Source organism: Pseudomonas nitroreducens, assembly GCF_024170165.1.
Lineage (GTDB): Bacteria > Pseudomonadota > Gammaproteobacteria > Pseudomonadales > Pseudomonadaceae > Pseudomonas > Pseudomonas nitroreducens_C.
Window position 1 is genome coordinate 353,286 of sequence record NZ_JALJXP010000003.1, and the last position, 17,892, is coordinate 371,177.

Sequence of the window (17,892 nt, forward strand, 5' to 3'; positions counted from 1 at the left end):
ACACTCAGCTTAGCGAATCGTGTAGGCGACCAGCTTACCGCTGTTGCCGAACACGTACATCCAGCTGCCGACTACCAGCGGGCGAACCCGCACGCCGTCACCGTCGACCTTCTCGCGGCCAACGAAACGACCGTCCACCTGGCTCAGCAGGTGCACATAACCTTCCAGGTCACCGACGACCACGTTGCTCGACAGCACGGCCGGAGCGGACAGCTGGCGGCGAGCCAGGGCATCGTTGCTCCACAGCGAGGACGAACCACGGGAATCGAGGCTTTCCACGGTGCCGCTGGACTGGCTGATGAACACGCTGCCGGTACCTTCAGCGACGCCGACGTAGCTGGAAGCTTCACGCTGCCAGAGTACGCGGCCGGTGCCGACGTCCAGCGCCGCGGCGCGGCCCTGGTAGCTGGCGACATAGAGGACGTTGTCGACCAGCAGCAGGCCACCGTCGATATCGACGACACGGTCCAGCTCGGAACGGCCTTGCGGAATCGCAACGCGCGCTTCCCAGACCGGCAGGCCGCGTTCCACGTCCACCGCGACGACCTTGCCGCTGGCCAGGCCGGCCAGGGCCAGACGGCCCGCGATCAGCGGAGCGCCAGTGCCGCGCAGGGTCAGCACCGGTACGGTGCCTTCGTAGATCCAGCGCTGGTTGCCGGTGGAGGCGTCGAAGCCGATCAGCTTGTCGTCCTGGGTCTGCACCACCACCACGTCACCGTTGGTGGCCGGGGCAGCCAGTACTTCGCTGGAAACCTTGGCACGCCACTTCTGCTCGCCTGAACCTGCGTCCAGGGCGATCACGTCACCACGCAGGGTGCCCAGCAGGACCATGCCGCTGCCCACGCCAACGGCGCCGGAGATCGGCAGATCGAGGTCTTTCTTCCACAGCACTTCGCCGGTCTCGCGCTGCATGGCCATGACACGGCCTTCAGCGGAAGCGGCGTAGATGGTCTGGCCATCCACGGCGGGCTCGAGGAGGTTGTACAGGTCGCCCTGGCCGTCACCGACCGAACGGCTCCACTGTTTCTCCAGGCGGACCTCTTCCTTGAAATCGGTCAGCTCGGCCGGCGGCAGTTCTTTCTTGCTATTGCTGCTGCAACCCACAGCCATCAGGGTCAGTGCCAGCAGTGCAACGTGTTTCCAACGCAACATCTCAGGCGTCTCCCTTGGCCAGGTCGTCGAGTTTCATCTGCAGGGCGCCGACGGCGGCGTCTTCCGGCAGGGCAGCCTTGGCCTTTTCGTAGGCGACACGGGCGTCGTCATTGCGCTTGAGCTGCAGCAGCAGGTCGCCGCGCAGTTCTTCGCGAGTGGCGACGTAGGCCTTGTCGACGTTGCCGTCGAGCAGCTTCAGGCCGTCTTCGGCCTTGCCCTGGGCAGCCAGGACACGGGCCAGGCGCTGGCGCGCCAGCTCGCCAAGGGTGGCGTCAACCGGCTTGTCGACCACGGCCTTGAGCTCGAGGGCGGCGTCATCCAGCTTGCCACTATCCACTGCAACCTTGGCGACGAACAGGCGGCCGTACTGGGCGTACGGGGTGCCGGCATAGTCGGTGGTCAGTTTACCGGCGAGCTCGGCGACCTTGGCGGTGTCGGGCTTGCCGGCCGGGTTCAGCGCGGTTTCCAGCAGGGCCTGGTAAATGATGGAGGCGCCCTGGGACTGGTTGTTCTGGTACTTCTTCCAGGCCTGCCAGCCGAATACCACGATCAGCGCCAGAGCGGCGCCGGTCAGCAGGGGCATGCCGTTACGCTGCCACCAGTCCTTGATGTCAGCGATCTGTTCTTCTTCGGTACGGTTACTCACCCCAATACTCCTATCCGCTCGATTCAGGCCTGCTTGAGGCAGGCAGCCAGGTGCTCGGGCAGAGCATCCCAGGCGATATTCTGTTGTTCGCCCTCGCCACGCAGGGGCTTGAAACCTACCACGCGGTTGGCCAGTTCGTCGTCACCCAGAATCATGGCGAACTGTGCGCCGCTCTTGTCGGCCTTCTTGAACTGGCTCTTGAAGCTACCGGCGCCGGCGTTGACCAGCAGGCGCAGGCCCGGAATGGCCTCACGCAGCTGTTCGGCCAGGGTCAGCGCAGCCAACTCGGCCGGCTCACCGAAGGCACAGACGTAGAGGTCGGCCGGGCGGTTCAGCTCGGCTGGCACCACGCCCAGGGTTTCCAGCAGCAGCACCAGGCGTTCCACACCCATGGCGAAGCCCACGCCCGGCGTCGGCTTGCCGCCGAACTGGCTGACCAGGCCGTCGTAGCGGCCACCGCCGCAGACGGTGCCCTGGGCGCCGAGCTTGTCGGTGACCCACTCGAACGCGGTGCGGCAGTAGTAGTCCAGGCCGCGCACCAGCTTCTGGTTGATTTCGTAGCGCAGGCCGACCGCGTCCAGGCGGGCCTTCAGGCCCTCGAAGTGGGCGATCGACTCTTCGTCCAGGTAATCATGCAGGCTCGGCGCACCGACCAGCAGGGCCTGGGTGCTTTCCACCTTGCTGTCGAGGATGCGCAGCGGGTTGGTGGTCATGCGACGCTGGCTGTCTTCGTCGAGTTGCTCGAAGCGCTCCTGCAGGTAGGCCACCAGATCATCGCGATAGCGCGCGCGCGCTTCACTCGAGCCCAGGGTATTCAGCTGCAGGGTCACGGCATCAGCCATACCCAGCTTCTGCCACAGACGCCAGGTGAGGATGATCAGCTCGGCGTCGATGTCCGGGCCGGGCAGGTTGAAGACTTCCACGCCGATCTGGTGGAACTGGCGGTAGCGGCCTTTCTGCGGCTTCTCGTAGCGGAACATCGGGCCGGTGTACCACAGCTTCTGCACCTGGCCACCGCCCGAAAGACCATGCTCCAGCACGGCGCGCACGCAGCCCGCGGTGCCTTCCGGACGCATGGTCAGGGATTCGCCGTTGCGGTCGAGGAAGGTGTACATCTCCTTGTCGACCACGTCGGTGCCTTCGCCGATGCCGCGGGCGAAGAGCTCGGTGAACTCGAGGATCGGCAGGCGGATCTCGCTGTAGCCATAGCGGTCCAGCAGGCCGGCGAAGGTGCGTTCCAGATAGCGCCAGGCCGGGGTCTGGTCCGGCAGGATGTCGTTCATGCCACGGATGGCTTGCAGGGACTTGCTCACTTAGGATCCTTGTTGCGGTCAGCCGCGCACGATCAGTGCGGCGTCGGCCTCGGCCTTCTCGGCCGCTTTTTCGCGGATCAGCCGTTCCAGCTCATCCACCAGGTTATCGTTCTGCAGCTTCTGCGCCGGCTTGCCGTCGATGTAGATCAGGTTGCTGGGCGTGCCGCCGGTGAGGCCGATATGAGCCTCCTTGGCTTCGCCCGGACCGTTGACCACGCAGCCGATCACGGCGACGTCCAGCGGCACCAGCAGGTCCTCCAGGCGGCCTTCCAGCTCGTTCATGGTCTTGACCACATCGAAGTTCTGCCGCGAGCAGCTCGGGCAGGCGATGAAGTTGATGCCACGGGAGCGCAGGCGCAGCGACTTGAGGATGTCGAAGCCGACCTTGATCTCTTCCACCGGGTCGGCGGCGAGCGAAATGCGGATGGTGTCGCCAATCCCCTCGGCGAGCAGCATGCCCAGGCCCACGGCGGATTTCACGGTGCCCGAACGCAGGCCACCGGCTTCGGTGATGCCCAGGTGCAGGGGTTGTTCGATCTGCTTGGCCAGCAGACGGTAGGCGGCGACGGCCATGAACACGTCGGAGGCCTTCACGCTGACCTTGAAGTTCTGGAAGTCCAGGCGGTCGAGGTGATCGACGTGGCGCATGGCCGATTCCAGCAGGGCCTCGGGAGTAGGCTCGCCGTACTTCTTCTGCAGGTCCTTCTCCAGGGAACCGGCGTTGACGCCGATGCGGATCGGGATATTGCGCTCGCGGGCGGCATCCACCACGGCCTTCACCCGGTCTTCGCGACCGATGTTGCCCGGGTTGATGCGCAGGCAATCGACGCCCAGTTCGGCCACGCGCAGGGCGATCTTGTAGTCGAAGTGAATGTCGGCAACCAGCGGCACCTTGACCTGCTGCTTGATCTTGCCGAACGCCTCGGCGGCGTCCATGTCCGGCACGGAGACGCGGACGATGTCGGCGCCGGCGTCTTCCAGACGACGGATCTGGGCCACGGTGGCGGCCACATCGAGGGTATCGGTGTTGGTCATGCTCTGCACGGCGATGGGGGCATCCCCACCCACCGGCACGTTACCTACCCAGATCTTGCGGGACAGGCGACGTTTGATCGGAGACTCGCAATGCATCTTACTGTCCACCCAACTTCAGGCGAGCGGTGCCACCGCGCGCCGGCGTGACTTCGACCGGCTGGCCGTTGTAGCTGACCTGGGCGCCCTGGGCGAAGCCCAGGCGCAGCTGGACCGGCGCCTTGGCGGCGACTTCCAGCGAATCACCCTTGCGCTTGAGGCCCTCGACAACGACCTTGCCATCGGCATCGGTCACCTGGGTCCAGCAATCGGCGATGAATTGAACCTTGACCACGCCCTGGCCGGCGGAAGCGACCACCGGAACGGCAGGCGCCTCGGTCGCAGCCACAGGGGCGACCGGAGTGACCGGGCTGGCCGGAGCGACAGGCTGCTGGGCAGCCGGTTGCTGGGCGGGAACGACCGGGGCCTGGGCCGGAGCGGTTTCGGCAGCGGCCGGGGCGCCCGGTACTGCCAGGTTGGCAGCGGCCGGCGGGGTGCCTTCGGCCGGAGCCTCGGCGCTGCCGCTGTCGCCGGCCGGCTCGCTCGGAACCGCCGGGGTATTGGCCTGGTCCTCGGCGACAGCCTGGTCTTCCGGCTCGTCGAGGGTGTGAATTTCGGTGGTGCCGTCGGCGCTCTCGACCTCGACGTGCTCCATGTTCAGGCTACCGGTCTCGGCCGGGCGCGCAGAGCGTTCCTGCCACCAGAAGTAGCCGAAGCCGATCAGCACGGCCAGCAGCACCAGGCTGAACAGGCGCAGCAGGTTGCGCGACAGGCGTACCGGTTCGACCACGCGACCGAGCGCCTGGACGTTGCTGCCGGTGGCGTCGGTGCCGGTGTACTGGTCGAAGGCAGTGACCATCTGGGCCTGATCCATGCCCAGCAGCTTGGCGTAGGCACGGATGTAGCCACGGGCAAAGGTGTGACCCGGCAACTGCTCGAACGACCCCTGCTCCAGCGAACGCAGGGCGTTCTCGGTCAGGTTCAGCTGGCCGGCGACCTGAGCGGTGCTCCAGCCCTTGTTCTCGCGCGCCTGGCGCAGGGTTTCGCCAGGGTTGGCGCGGGTCGTGCCGATGACATCGGACTGCGACGTATTCATCATTTATCCGCCTGGTATGCCTGGTATTCAGGAGAAGCGGGATACAGGCGCTTGAGTTGCAGCCCGTAGCTGGCAGCGGTATCCCGGTCGTCGTAGATCTTGGCCAGTCGAATCCCCAGCAGCAGGCTGCGCGCGGTCTGCGGGCCCCGCTTGAGGTATTCCTCGTAGTAGCCGCGAGCCGGCACGTACTCACGGTCCTGGTAGGTCAGGTCAGCCAGTTCGAGCAGCGCCCCCGTCGAATTGCGGTTCAGGCGAATGGCCTTCTCGAAGTATTCCTTGGCCTGAGCGCGGTTGTTGAGCTTCATGCTCACCAGACCGAGGTTCTCGAAGATGCGCGAACGCTCGGAATAGAGTCCGTCTTCGGTGGCCTTCATGTAGGTGTCGTAGGCTTCCTGATAACGCTTCTGCTCGAACAGGAAGCCCGCATAGTTGTTCAGGATGCGCGCATCACCCGAGCGCGCGGACAGCGCCTTGCGGAACTCGCTTTCGGCGAGCTTGGGCTCTTTCTCCACCTGATAGACCACGGCCAGGGCCGCATGGGCGTCGGCGCTGGAGGAATCGAGATCCAGGGCCTGGCGCAGCGGCACCTTGGCCTGCTCGGTGTTGCCCATCTGCAGGTAACCGATACCGAGCTGGATATAGGCGTCACGCGCCTCGTCCCGGCCCTTCTCGGTTTTCAGAGGATCCTGTTTACCAGTCGTCACGCAACCCGTCAGCACGGTTGCCAACAGTAAGCACAGCGCGGCGCGCAGGGTCATCGGACTCCTCCCTAGTTCAGTTTCGGTTGGTCGCTGGCGCGGCCTGGTCGGCATCGGCGGCCAGCTGACGTACGGCAATATAGCGTTCGCTGCGGCGGGTGCGGTCCATCACCTGGCCTACCAGCTGACCACAGGCGGCATCGATATCGTCGCCACGGGTAGTACGAACGGTCACGTTGAAGCCACTCTTGTGCAGCATGTCCTGGAAACGGCGAATGGCATTGTTGCTCGGACGCTCGTAACCGGAATGCGGGAACGGATTAAACGGAATCAGGTTGATCTTGCAAGGGAAATCCTTGAGCAGTGCGATCAGCTGCTCAGCATGCTCGGGCTGGTCGTTGACGCCGGCCAGCAGGGTGTACTCGATCGTCAGCACGCGCTCCTTGCCCAGGCGCGTGATGTAGCGGTAGCAGGAATCGAGCAGCATCTCGAGCGGGTACTTCTTGTTGATCGGTACCAGCTTGTTGCGCAGTTCGTCGTTGGGGGCGTGCAGCGACAGGGCCAGGGACACGTCGGTCACTTCGGCGAGCTTGTCGATCATCGGCACCACGCCGGAGGTGGACAGGGTCACCTTGCGCTTGGAAATACCGTAGCCGAGGTCTTCCATCATGATGCTCATGGCGCTCACGACGTTGTCGAAGTTCAGCAGCGGCTCGCCCATGCCCATCATCACCACGTTGGTGATGGCACGGTCGATCTTGCCCGGGATGGTCCCGAACGACTGATTGGCGATCCACACCTGGCCGATGATCTCGGCGGAGGTCAGGTCGCTGTTGAAGCCTTGCTTGCCGGTGGAGCAGAAGCTGCAGTCCAGCGCGCAACCGGCCTGGGACGACACGCACAGGGTGCCGCGGCCGCCTTGCGGGATGTACACGGTCTCGACGCAACTGCCCGAGGCCACGCGCACCACCCACTTGCGGGTACCGTCAGCCGAGATGTCCTGACTGACGATCTCCGGGGGACGAATTTCGGCAACGGCCTCGAGCTTTTCGCGCAAGGCCTTGCCGACGTTCGTCATGGCGCCGAATTCCAGGGCGCCAAAGTGGTGAATCCATTGCATCACCTGGCCGGCGCGGAAGCGCTTTTCACCGATGGACTCGAAGAATTCCTCGAGCTGGGGCTTGGTCATGCCCAGCAGGTTGGCCTTTACAGCGGTATCAGTCATGGATTCACCCTCGCTCATTCGCTGAAATCAGCGAATGCGCTCGCACACCTCGGTGCTGGAGAAGAAGTAAGCGATTTCGCGGGCAGCCGAAGTTTCCGAGTCGGAACCGTGTACGGCGTTCTCGTCGATGGAAACGGCGAAGTCGGCGCGGATGGTGCCAGCGTCGGCTTTCTTCGGATCGGTAGCGCCCATCAGTTCACGGTTGCGCAGGATGGCGTCTTCGCCTTCCAGAACCTGAACGACAACCGGACCGGAGGTCATGAAGGAAACCAGGTCCTTGAAGAAGGGACGCTCTTTGTGCTCGGCGTAGAAACCGCCAGCTTCGCGCTCGGACAGCTGAACCATCTTGGAAGCGACGACGCGCAGGCCGGCTTTCTCGAAGCGGGTCAGGATTTCGCCGATGACGTTCTTGGAAACGGCGTCGGGCTTGATGATGGAGAAGGTACGTTGCAGGGCCATGGAAATAACTCCGAAAAGCAAGGTTGGTAATGCCAAGAAGCCCCTGGCGTGGCCAGGAGCTCCTGCGATTCTAGGGTTTGCCGCGCGCTGCGCCCGTGAGGCGGAAGCCGCGAAACCGGCCCGACTGCGACAGGGCCGGCGACTGGAAAATTCCCCCGGGGAAATTTTCGACAGCTCACCTAAAGATAAAACCCGCGAATTATACGCGGGTTCATGACAAATGGGTACGCGGCTCTAGTGAGCGCGCCCTCACTCGGCTTCTTCGATCCAGGCGGCCTGGATGGCTTCCAGAACCTTTTCCCCGCCGCGGGAAGGATCGTCGCTGAACTCCGGCAACGCCAGCACCCAACGGTGCAGGTCGACGAAGTTCACGTAGCGCGGATCGACGTCCGGCTTGGTTTCGGTCAGCTGGATGGCGATTTCGAGCACATCAACCCATTTCAGACTCATGTCAGCGCTCCGCCTCAGTGACCTTCGGACACCTGGTTGATGGTGTATTTCGGGATTTCCACCACCAGATCGGTGTCGCCGACCACGGCCTGACAGGACAGGCGCGAATCCGGCTCAAGGCCCCAGGCCTTGTCCAGCATGTCGTCTTCCAGCTCGTCGGAGGCTTCCATGGAGTTGAAGCCTTCGCGCACGACCACGTGGCAGGTGGTGCAGGCGCAGGACATCTCGCAGGCGTGCTCGATCTCGATGCCGTTGCGCAGCGCCGCCTTCATGATGGTTTCGCCCGGCTGGGCTTCGATCACCGCGCCTTCGGGGCAGTGTTCGGCGTGGGGCAGAAAGACAATCTGCGGCATCTTCGCTTATTCCTCGATTTCATTGAGCCGGCGACCGGCCAGTGCGGCTTTGACGGTGGCGTCCATACGGCGCGCGGCAAAGGCGTCGGTCAGCTGGGACAGACGCTTGATCTGTAGTTCGATGGCCGTGGCATCGCTGCCGGTGGCCAGCTCGCGCAGCGAGTCCATGCCGGCATCGATGACCAGGCGCTCATCTTCGTCGAGCAGGCGCTCGCCATCGGCGTCCAGTGCAGACTGAACGGCTTCCAGCAGGCGCTGGGCCTCGACCTGCTGCTCACGCAGCGTACGGGCAGCCATGTCGTCGCCGGCATACTGGAAGGAATCCTGCAGCATGCGGGCGATCTCGCCGTCGGTCAGGCCGTAGGACGGCTTGACCTGGATGCTCGCCTCGACGCCGGAGGACAGCTCGCGGGCGGAAACACCCAGCAGGCCATCGGCATCGACCTGGAAGCTGACGCGGATCTTCGCCGCGCCCGCCACCATCGGCGGAATGCCACGCAGCTCGAAGCGCGCCAGGGACCGGCAGTCCTTGACCAGCTCACGCTCGCCTTGCAGCACATGAATCATCATGGCCGTCTGGCCATCCTTGTAGGTGGTGAATTCCTGGGCACGCGCCACCGGGATGGTGGTGTTGCGCGGAATCACCTTCTCCATCAGCCCACCCATGGTTTCCAGGCCGAGCGACAGAGGAATCACGTCCAGCAGCAGCAGCTCTTCGCCGCGCTTGTTGCCGGCCAGGGCATCAGCCTGGATGGCGGCGCCAATGGCGACTACCTGGTCCGGATCGATATCGGTCAGCGGCTCACGGCCAAACAACTCACCCACCAGCTCGCGAACACGCGGCACGCGGGTGGAACCACCGACCATGACCACGGCGCTGACTTCTTCCAGCTCGATGCCGGAGTCACGCACTGCACGGCGGCAGGACTTGAGGCTGCGCTGGATCATCGGGTCGATCAGGGAGTCCATCCGGGCACGGGTCAGCTCACCGCTCCAGTCATCGTAGGCAACGGCAACGCTGGCGCTATCGGTCAGGGCTTCCTTGGCGGCGCAGGCAGTCTGCAGCAGACGGCGCTGGGCGCCCGGATCGAGATCGGCCGAGATACCGGCCTGCTCGATGATCCAGCCAGCGATGGCATGGTCGAAGTCATCGCCACCCAGCGCGGTGTCGCCGCCGGTGGCCAGGACCTCGAAGACGCCGCGGGTCAGGCGCAGGATCGAGATATCGAAAGTACCGCCGCCCAGGTCGTAGATGGCGACCAGGCCCTCGGCATTCTTGTCCAGGCCGTAGGCAACGGCAGCCGCGGTCGGCTCGTTGAGCAGGCGCAGCACGTGCAGGCCGGCCAGACGCGCGGCGTCCTTGGTGGCCTGACGCTGGGCGTCATCGAAGTAGGCGGGAACGGTGATCACCGCACCCACCAGCTCGCCACCCAGGGTGGATTCGGCGCGCTGACGCAGGACACGGAGGATTTCGGCCGAGACTTCCACCGGGCTCTTGGCGCCCTGGACGGTCTCGATGAAGGGCATGTGCGATTCACCCTGGGTGAAGCGGTACGGCAACTGGCCGCCCAGCTGCTTCACGTCTTCCAGGCCACGGCCCATGAAGCGCTTGACCGAGATGATGGAGTTCAGCGGGTCTTGCGAGGCGTTGGCGCGAACGCTCTCACCCACCTCGATGCGATCGGCGAGGTAACGCACCGCCGAAGGCAGGATCACTTCGCCAAGGTCGTCCGGCAACGGGGCCGCGACGCCGCTGCGCACGGCAGCGACCAGGGAATTCGTAGTGCCCAGGTCGATCCCCACGGCCAGGCGACGCTGGTGTGGCTGAGGGGTCTGTCCGGGCTCGGCGATCTGCAGTAGGGCCATGCGGTTTCTAATCAGGCTATCGGGCGCGGCGCGGGCCGCGCGGATTAATCGTCGAGTCGCTCTTCCAGCTGGCGCACTTCCTGCGCCAGCTTGTCGAGGAACTGCATGCGACGCACCAGGCGTTCGGCCAGGTCGCGGCGGGCGGCGTCATCCCAGCAGTCGGCGAAATCCTCTTCCAGCCGTTGCTGGGCGGACTTCAGCTGACGCTTGAACTGCGCCACGCCGTCGAGATCGGCGCTGTCCTGCAGGTCTTCCAGATCCTCGCGCAGTTGCATCTGCTGCAGGAGAAACTCCGGGTCCTGCACCGTGGCTTCCAGCGGCAGCGCATCGCCGCGCAGGGCCAGCAGGTACAGGGCACGACGCGGAACGCTCTTCAGCGTCTGGTAGGCATCGTTGAGCTCAGCGGCCTTGGCCTGCGCCAATCGCTGCTCGCGCTCGGAAGCGTCGGCGAAACGGTCCGGGTGGACGGTGCGCACCAGCTCACGGTAGCGATTGCCGAGGGCTTCCAGATCGATCCGGAAGCCCGGCTGCAGGTCGAACAGCGCGAAGTGACAGGGACTACCCACACCCAGCCTCAGACGTTGAAGCTTTCGCCGCAGCCACACTCACCGCGCACGTTCGGGTTGTTGAACTTGAAGCCCTCGTTGAGGCCTTCCTTGGTGAAGTCCAACTCGGTGCCGTCGAGGTAGACCAGGCTTTTCGGGTCAATGATGACCTTCACGCCGTGGCTCTCGAAGACCTGATCCTCGGCTGCCAGCTCGTCGACGAACTCCAGCACGTAGGCCAGCCCGGAACACCCGGTGGTGCGCACGCCAAGACGAATGCCCTCGCCCTTGCCGCGCCCGTCGAGGGAGCGGCGAACGTGGTTGGCGGCGGCTTCGGTCATGCTGATGGCCATGGGAACTCCTTACTCAACGAATCGCTTCAGAGCAGACCTTTCTTCTGCTTGTAGTCGCGCACGGCCGCCTTGATGGCGTCCTCGGCGAGTACCGAGCAGTGGATCTTCACCGGCGGCAGGGCCAGTTCTTCAGCGATGGTGGTGTTCTTGATGGATTCGGCTTCGTCCAGGGTCTTGCCCTTCATCCACTCGGTGGCGAGGGAGCTGGAGGCGATGGCCGAACCGCAACCGTAGGTCTTGAACTTGGCGTCTTCGATGACGCCCTGCTCGTTGACCTTGATCTGCAGGCGCATTACGTCGCCGCAGGCCGGCGCACCGACCATGCCGGTGCCGACGTCCGGATCTTCGGCGTTGAGCTTGCCGACGTTGCGCGGGTTTTCGTAGTGGTCGATGACCTTTTCACTGTAAGCCATGGCTAATCCTCACTTCTACGGGGCGGGTCAGTGGGCCTGCCATTCGACCTTGGACAGGTCGACACCCTCTTTGAACATATCCCACAGCGGCGAGAGTTCACGCAGCTTGGAAACGGCTTCCACCACCTTCTTGGCGGCGTAATCGACCTCTTCTTCGGTGGTGAAGCGACCGAAGCTGAAACGGATGGAGCTGTGCGCCAGTTCGTCGTTGCGACCCAGGGCGCGGAGCACGTAGGACGGCTCCAGCGAGGCCGAGGTGCAGGCGGAACCGGACGAAACGGCCAGGTCCTTGAGCGACATCATCAGCGACTCGCCTTCGACGTAGTTGAAGCTGACGTTGAGGATGTTCGGCGCGTAGGAAGTCGGGCTGCCATTGAGGTACAGCTCTTCCAGGTCCTGCACCTGATCGAAGAAACGCTTGCGCAGGCCTTCGATGCGGGCCATTTCCTGGTGCATTTCTTCCTTGGCGATGCGGAAGGCTTCGCCCATGCCGACGATCTGGTGAGTCGCCAGGGTGCCCGAACGCATGCCGCGCTCGTGGCCGCCACCGTGCATCTGTGCCTCCAGGCGCACACGCGGCTTGCGACGCACGTACAGCGCGCCCATGCCTTTGGGGCCGTAGACCTTGTGGGCGGAGAAGGACATCAGGTCGACCTTGAGTTTCTCCAGGTCGATGTCCACCTTGCCAGCCGACTGAGCGGCGTCGACGTGCAGCAGGATGCCGCGCGAGCGGGTCAGCTCGCCGATGGCGGCGATGTCGTTGATGCTGCCGACTTCGTTGTTCACGTGCATGACCGAGACCAGGATGGTGTCGTCACGCAGGGCAGCCTCGACCATCGCCGGGGTGATGATGCCCTCGGGGGTCGGCTCCAGGTAAGTCACCTCAAACCCTTCGCGCTCCAGCTGGCGGCAGGTATCCAGGACCGCCTTGTGCTCGATCTTCGAAGTGATGATGTGCTTGCCCTTGGTCGCGTAGAAGTGCGCGACGCCCTTCACGGCAAGGTTGTCGGACTCGGTGGCACCGGACGTCCAGACGATCTCGCGGGGGTCGGCATTGACCAGCTCGGCGACCTGGCGACGGGCGTTCTCAGCCGCTTCCTCGGCTTTCCAGCCGAAGAGGTGGGAGCGCGAAGCCGGGTTGCCGAAGTTGCCGTCAACCAGCAGGCAGTCGGCCATTTTCTGAGCGACACGCGGATCCACCGGGGTGGTGGCGGAGTAGTCGAGGTAAATCGGCAATCTCATCAGGTAACTCCTACAGGCGGGCGTTCGCTCAATCGATGGCGGACGCTTCAATCTTGTCGAGGCGCAGCGGCTTGGTGCCCGAGCAGCGACGCTCGTCCTGGCGCTGGGCGACCTCTTGAACTTCGCGGCGCTCGACCAGGTCAGCCAGGCTGATGCCGCTGAGGAACTCGTGAATCTGCTGACTGAGGTCGCACCACAGGTGGTGGGTCAGGCAGGTGTCGCCGGAGTGGCAATCGCCCTGCCCCTGGCAGCGGGTGGCGTCGACCGACTCGTTGACCGCATCGATCACCTGGGCGACGTGGATGCCGGTCATGTCGCGGGACAGCTGGTAGCCGCCGCCCGGACCACGCACGCTGACCACCAGGTTGCCACGGCGCAACTTGGCGAACAGCTGTTCCAGGTAGGACAGGGAGATACCCTGGCGCTCGGAGATATCGGCGAGAGAAACCGGGCCACGCTGGGCGTGCAACGCCAGATCGAGCATGGCGGTGACGGCATAGCGGCCTTTGGTGGTCAATCGCATGGGGAAATCCGGAAGAATCGCTGGTATGGCGGGAGTATGCTCTTTTCCGACTATTTAAGTCAACTATAAGACCTATTACTTTAGTCGGAATTAGCCAGCGAACGGCGGCATATTGTAGCAGCAATGCAAGGGCCGGCGCATCACTGCGCCGACTTGCTGCTCTCCTCGTCCTTGACTCCGGCGAAGTCCTCTTCCCGCAGAACCGGAAGATCTTTCGCACAGTAGTCGCTACCCAGAGCTGTCAGAGCCTTGCACATGCCTTCCAGCCGACCATCGACCGCCTGCAGATGGTCGAGCAACTGGCCGATGGCGCGAGCCACCGGGTCGGGCATGTCCTGGCTGACGCCGTAGGCATCGAACCCGAGCTTTTCTGCCATGGCCTGCCGCTTGGCGGCCTGATCCGCATCATCCTTGACGATGATGCGACCCGGAATCCCCACGACAGTGGCGCCCGGCGGCACCTCTTTGGTGACCACGGCATTCGAGCCGACCTTGGCGCCGGCACCGACGGTGAACGGCCCGAGCACCTTGGCGCCCGCCCCCACCACCACGCCATCGGCCAGCGTCGGGTGACGCTTGCCCTTGTTCCAGCTGGTGCCACCCAGGGTCACGCCCTGGTAGATGGTCACGTCGTCGCCGATCTCGGCGGTCTCGCCAATGACGATACCCAGGCCATGATCGATGAAGAAACGCCGACCGATCTTCGCGCCGGGATGGATCTCGATGCCGGTCATCCAGCGACCGAAATTCGACACCATGCGCGCCAGCCACTTCCAGCCGGACGTCCACAGACCGTGAGCCAGGCGATGCAGCCAGACGGCGTGCAGGCCCGGGTAGCAGGTGAGCACCTCGAAGGCGTTGCGCGCCGCCGGGTCACGATGGAATACGCTCTGGATATCTTCGCGTACACGCTCAAACATCTTCATCACTCCGCTTGGAAAGCTCCCCGCGGGCAGCTTTCTGTGTCTCGGTGAGAATACCCCGCAGGATATTCATCTCCAGCTTGCTGACACCGCTGCGGCCATACAGGCGGCGCAGGCGCGACATCAGGTGGCGCGGCTTCTGCGGATCGAGGAACTGGATATCCACCAGGGTCGACTCCAGATGCGCGTAGAAGCGCTCCAGCTCATCCGAAGTCACCGGAACGCTGTTGAGCATCGCGGTGGATTCGACCTTCTCCTGCTTGGTCGGCTGCCCCTGAACGGCCAGCCAGGCCATGCGCACCTCGTAGACCAGCACCTGCACCGCCGTCGCCAGGTTCAGCGAGCTGAACTCGGGATTGGCCGGGATGTGCACGTGGAACTGACATCGCTGCAGCTCCTCGTTGGTCAGGCCGGCGTACTCGCGACCAAACACCAGCGCCACCTCACCACCCTGCTGGACGTGCTCCAGACTGGTGGTGGCGCACTCGCGGGGATCGAGCAGCGGCCAGGGGATGCGGCGATCCCGCGCACTGGTGCCGAGCACCAGGCTGCAGCCTGCCAGCGCATCTTCGAGGGTAGGAACGACTACCGCCGCGTCGAGGATGTCATCGGCGCCGGAAGCGCGGGCACGAGCCTCGCCACTGGGAAAATCCATCGGATCGACCAGCACCAGGCGCGACAGGCCCATGTTCTTCATCGCACGGGCCGTACCGCCGATATTGCCGGGATGGCTGGTGTTGACCAGCACCACGCGAATTTTGTCGAGCAACGCGCGACTCCACACAAAAGCGAAAAAGGGAGGGAATCCTACCGCAGCAGTGGGGCTTGCGCCACGCAGGCGACAGGTCGCTCTATGAACTCCATGGCTTTCTGCTAGAATGTCCGGCTTTCTTTAACGACCCAGGTGACCTCTCCATGCAGCCTATGCTGAATATCGCCCTGCGCGCCGCTCGCAGCGCCGGTGAACTGATCTTCCGCTCCATCGAACGCCTGGATACCCTGTCGGTCAACGAGAAAGAAGCCAACGACTACGTCACCGAAGTCGATCGCGCGGCTGAACTGTCCATCGTCACCGCCCTGCGCAAGGCCTACCCGAACCACGGGATCATGGGCGAAGAAGGCGGCGTGCTCGAAGGCAGCGGCGAAGGCGCCGACTACCTGTGGATCATCGACCCGCTGGATGGCACCACCAACTTCATCCACGGCGTTCCGCACTACGCCGTCAGCATCGCCTGCAAATACCGCGGTCGCCTCGAGCACGCCGTGGTCCTCGACCCAGTCCGCCAGGAAGAATTCACCGCCAGCCGTGGCCGTGGCGCCGCACTGAACGGTCGCCGCCTGCGCGTCAGCAACCGCAAGAGCCTGGAAGGCGCCCTGCTCGGCACCGGCTTCCCGTTCCGCGACAGCCAGATGGACAACCTGGACGCCTACCTGGGCATGTTCCGCAGCCTGGTCGGCCAGACCGCCGGCATCCGCCGCGCCGGCGCCGCCAGCCTGGACCTGGCCTACGTCGCCGCCGGCCGTTACGACGCCTTCTGGGAGTTCGGCCTGTCCGAGTGGGACATGGCAGCCGGCGCCCTGCTGATCCAGGAAGCAGGCGGCCTGGTGAGCGACTTCACCGGTGGTCACGAATTCCTCGAGAAAGGCCAGATCGTTGCCGGCAACACCAAGTGCTTCAAGGCGCTGCTGACCAGCATCCAGCCGCACCTGCCGACGTCGCTCAAGCGCTGAAGCCTGAGCACGACACCAAAAGCCCGGCAATGCCGGGCTTTTTTGTGCCTGCAAGAACACATTCCTTGTAGGAGCGAGCTTGCTCGCGAACCGCCTGGGCGCGTGGCTTCAGGATGAAGAGCTTCGCGAGCAAGCTCGCTCCTACGAGAAGCCAGACAAAGAAAAAGGCGCCCATCGGGCGCCTTCTTCGTTGCACACCTGGCGACTGCTTATTGCTGACCCAGGATCAGTCGGCCGCTCTTGTCGAGCGGGATCTGCGAGCCCGGATCGCGGTCCATGCGGACCTGGCCGGCCTTGCCGTCGATCAGGTACTTCACGTCGTAACCGACGACCTTCTCGCTGGTGTCGTTGACAGTACTGCAGCGGGTTTCGTTGGTGGTGTAGGTATCACGCTCCTGCATGCCTTCCTGCACCTTGTTGCCCGCGTAGCCGCCGCCAATGGCACCGGCCACGGTGGCGATCTTCTTGCCGTTACCGCCGCCAATCTGGTTACCCAGCAGGCCGCCAGCGATGGCGCCAATCGCCGTACCGGCGATCTGGTGGGTGTCCTTGACCGGACGCTGGTGGGTCACTGCCACGTCCTTGCAGACCTGGCGCGGATTCTTGATGGTTTCCTTGACCGGTTGAACGGCGAGCACCTCGGCGTATTGCGGCGCACGGTCCACCAGACTGTAGGTAGCCACGGCGCCACCGGCAGTCACGCCTACAGCGCCCAGCACGGTACCGATTAGCAACGACTTGTTCATAGGGTTCTCCTGGACTTTCTTCTCATTCGGGCATTGCCCTATACCTTGCCTTGGAGCAATCGATTTGTAAGAAAGTTCCGGCCGTTTCGTGACACAGCACCTACAAATGAAAACTCCCGCCGAAGCGGGAGTTTTCTCTGGAAGGCCGGAAACGCTCTATTACGGGCGCTCGTCGACTTCCTTGCTCGGCGGCGGAATCAGGTCCTCGGTGGACAGATTCAGCCAGATCAGCACCACGTTGGCGATGTAGATCGACGAGTAGGTACCCGCCATCACACCGACGAACAGGGCAATGGAGAAGCCGAACAGGTTGTCGCCGCCGAAGAACAGCAGGGCGGCAATCGCCAGCAGGGTCGACACCGAGGTGGCGATGGTCCGCAGCAGGGTCTGGCTGGTCGAGATGTTGATGTTGTCGATCAGGCTGGCCTTGCGCAGTACGCGGAAGTTCTCCCGCACCCGGTCGAAGATCACGATAGTGTCGTTCAGCGAGTACCCCACCACCGCCAGCACCGCGGCGAGCACGGTCAGGTCGAAGGTAATCTGGAAGAACGACAGCACGCCCATCACGATGATGGCGTCGTGGATCAGCGAGAGGATCGCACCCAGGGCGAACTTCCACTGGAAGCGGAAGCCCACGTACAGCAGGATGCCGCCCAGCGCCAGGAGCATGCCGAGGCCACCCTGGTCGCGCAGCTCTTCACCCACCTGCGGGCCCACGTATTCGACGCCGTTCACCTTGGCCGGGTTGGAAGCATCGGCCTTCTGCAGTGCAGTGGTGACCTTCTTGCCCAGTTCCGGGTCTTCGCTGGGCATGCGCACCAGCACGTCCTTGGTATCACCGAAGCTCTGCACCACGGCTTCGCTGTAACCGGCGGCGACCAGCTGCTCGCGCACCTTGGAGAGGTCGGCAGGCTGCTCGTAGCTCAGCTTGATCGACGTACCGCCAGTGAAGTCCAGGCCGAAGTTGATGCCTTTGAAGACCCAGCTGCCAAGGGCGATCAGGGTCAGGAGCAGGGTCGCGGCGAACGCAATGTTGCGCACGCCCATGAAGTTGATAGTACCGATCTTGATATTCATCTCTGGCCCC

At 64.0% G+C, this 17,892-nt stretch carries 21 protein-coding genes; 1 reads left to right on the plus strand and 20 read right to left on the minus strand.

Annotated features, from left to right (window positions below):
* Positions 1–9: 9 nt before the first annotated feature.
* The 18 genes from bamB to trmJ form a co-directional block, all read right to left on the minus strand.
* Positions 10–1,152, minus strand: coding sequence for an outer membrane protein assembly factor BamB (gene bamB / locus J2T47_RS08750; RefSeq protein WP_253444800.1), 1,143 nt, complete (start codon positions 1,150–1,152; stop codon positions 10–12).
* A 1-nt stretch (position 1,153) separates the two neighbouring features.
* On the minus strand, positions 1,154–1,798 hold the full coding sequence (locus J2T47_RS08755) for a YfgM family protein (protein ID WP_253444802.1): 645 nt from the start codon (positions 1,796–1,798) through the stop codon (positions 1,154–1,156).
* 23 nt (positions 1,799–1,821) lie between these two features.
* Positions 1,822–3,111, minus strand: coding sequence for a histidine--tRNA ligase (hisS, locus tag J2T47_RS08760; protein WP_081515967.1), 1,290 nt, complete (start codon positions 3,109–3,111; stop codon positions 1,822–1,824).
* An 18-nt stretch (positions 3,112–3,129) separates the two neighbouring features.
* Positions 3,130–4,242 (minus strand): flavodoxin-dependent (E)-4-hydroxy-3-methylbut-2-enyl-diphosphate synthase, encoded by a 1,113-nt coding sequence (gene ispG / locus J2T47_RS08765; RefSeq protein ID WP_017522283.1) that lies wholly within the window; start codon positions 4,240–4,242, stop codon positions 3,130–3,132.
* 1 nt (position 4,243) lies between these two features.
* Positions 4,244–5,281 carry a RodZ domain-containing protein gene (locus J2T47_RS08770; RefSeq protein ID WP_253444805.1) on the minus strand — a complete coding sequence of 346 codons (1,038 nt, stop codon included), beginning with the start codon at positions 5,279–5,281 and terminating at the stop codon, positions 4,244–4,246.
* On the minus strand, positions 5,278–6,036 hold the full coding sequence (pilW, locus tag J2T47_RS08775; protein WP_253444809.1) for a type IV pilus biogenesis/stability protein PilW: 759 nt from the start codon (positions 6,034–6,036) through the stop codon (positions 5,278–5,280). Before pilW ends, J2T47_RS08770 begins: the two co-directional genes overlap by 4 nt.
* Before the next feature lie 16 nt (positions 6,037–6,052).
* Positions 6,053–7,201, minus strand: coding sequence for a 23S rRNA (adenine(2503)-C(2))-methyltransferase RlmN (rlmN, locus tag J2T47_RS08780; protein ID WP_253444812.1), 1,149 nt, complete (start codon positions 7,199–7,201; stop codon positions 6,053–6,055).
* A gap of 27 nt (positions 7,202–7,228) precedes the next feature.
* A complete protein-coding gene (gene ndk / locus J2T47_RS08785; protein ID WP_253444815.1) occupies positions 7,229–7,660 on the minus strand; it encodes a nucleoside-diphosphate kinase in 432 nt (143 codons plus the stop codon).
* Between the two features lie 249 nt (positions 7,661–7,909).
* Positions 7,910–8,110, minus strand: a complete 201-nt coding sequence (gene iscX, locus J2T47_RS08790) for a Fe-S cluster assembly protein IscX (protein ID WP_184591209.1) — start codon at positions 8,108–8,110, stop codon at positions 7,910–7,912.
* A gap of 14 nt (positions 8,111–8,124) precedes the next feature.
* A complete protein-coding gene (gene fdx, locus J2T47_RS08795; RefSeq protein ID WP_253444818.1) occupies positions 8,125–8,463 on the minus strand; it encodes an ISC system 2Fe-2S type ferredoxin in 339 nt (112 codons plus the stop codon).
* Between the two features lie 6 nt (positions 8,464–8,469).
* Positions 8,470–10,329, minus strand: coding sequence for a Fe-S protein assembly chaperone HscA (hscA, locus tag J2T47_RS08800; RefSeq protein ID WP_253444821.1), 1,860 nt, complete (start codon positions 10,327–10,329; stop codon positions 8,470–8,472).
* Between the two features lie 44 nt (positions 10,330–10,373).
* Positions 10,374–10,895, minus strand: a complete 522-nt coding sequence (gene hscB, locus J2T47_RS08805) for a co-chaperone HscB (protein WP_253444824.1) — start codon at positions 10,893–10,895, stop codon at positions 10,374–10,376.
* Between the two features lie 8 nt (positions 10,896–10,903).
* On the minus strand, positions 10,904–11,227 hold the full coding sequence (gene iscA, locus J2T47_RS08810; RefSeq protein WP_184591201.1) for an iron-sulfur cluster assembly protein IscA: 324 nt from the start codon (positions 11,225–11,227) through the stop codon (positions 10,904–10,906).
* A 26-nt stretch (positions 11,228–11,253) separates the two neighbouring features.
* Positions 11,254–11,640, minus strand: a complete 387-nt coding sequence (gene iscU, locus J2T47_RS08815) for a Fe-S cluster assembly scaffold IscU (protein ID WP_192435189.1) — start codon at positions 11,638–11,640, stop codon at positions 11,254–11,256.
* A 27-nt stretch (positions 11,641–11,667) separates the two neighbouring features.
* Positions 11,668–12,882, minus strand: a complete 1,215-nt coding sequence (locus J2T47_RS08820; protein WP_081515981.1) for an IscS subfamily cysteine desulfurase — start codon at positions 12,880–12,882, stop codon at positions 11,668–11,670.
* A gap of 28 nt (positions 12,883–12,910) precedes the next feature.
* Entirely contained in the window at positions 12,911–13,405 is a 495-nt protein-coding gene (gene iscR / locus J2T47_RS08825; protein ID WP_017522294.1) for a Fe-S cluster assembly transcriptional regulator IscR, read from the minus strand.
* A gap of 140 nt (positions 13,406–13,545) precedes the next feature.
* Positions 13,546–14,325: a serine O-acetyltransferase gene (gene cysE, locus J2T47_RS08830; protein ID WP_081515983.1), complete on the minus strand. Its 780-nt coding sequence runs from the start codon at positions 14,323–14,325 to the stop codon at positions 13,546–13,548.
* Positions 14,318–15,097, minus strand: coding sequence for a tRNA (cytosine(32)/uridine(32)-2'-O)-methyltransferase TrmJ (gene trmJ, locus J2T47_RS08835; RefSeq protein ID WP_236174186.1), 780 nt, complete (start codon positions 15,095–15,097; stop codon positions 14,318–14,320). The genes cysE and trmJ overlap by 8 nt, the downstream gene beginning before the upstream one ends.
* A gap of 146 nt (positions 15,098–15,243) precedes the next feature.
* Between trmJ and suhB the strand changes: the two genes are divergently transcribed.
* Positions 15,244–16,059: a type III secretion system regulator SuhB gene (gene suhB / locus J2T47_RS08840; RefSeq protein ID WP_253444827.1), complete on the plus strand. Its 816-nt coding sequence runs from the start codon at positions 15,244–15,246 to the stop codon at positions 16,057–16,059.
* A gap of 209 nt (positions 16,060–16,268) precedes the next feature.
* Here the strand turns inward: suhB and J2T47_RS08845 are convergent, their stop codons facing one another.
* Both J2T47_RS08845 and secF read right to left on the minus strand, forming a co-directional pair.
* Complete coding sequence (locus tag J2T47_RS08845) at positions 16,269–16,805, minus strand: glycine zipper 2TM domain-containing protein (RefSeq protein WP_253444830.1); 537 nt, start codon at positions 16,803–16,805, stop codon at positions 16,269–16,271.
* Between the two features lie 159 nt (positions 16,806–16,964).
* On the minus strand, positions 16,965–17,882 hold the full coding sequence (gene secF, locus J2T47_RS08850; protein ID WP_253444833.1) for a protein translocase subunit SecF: 918 nt from the start codon (positions 17,880–17,882) through the stop codon (positions 16,965–16,967).
* Positions 17,883–17,892: the final 10 nt, after the last annotated feature.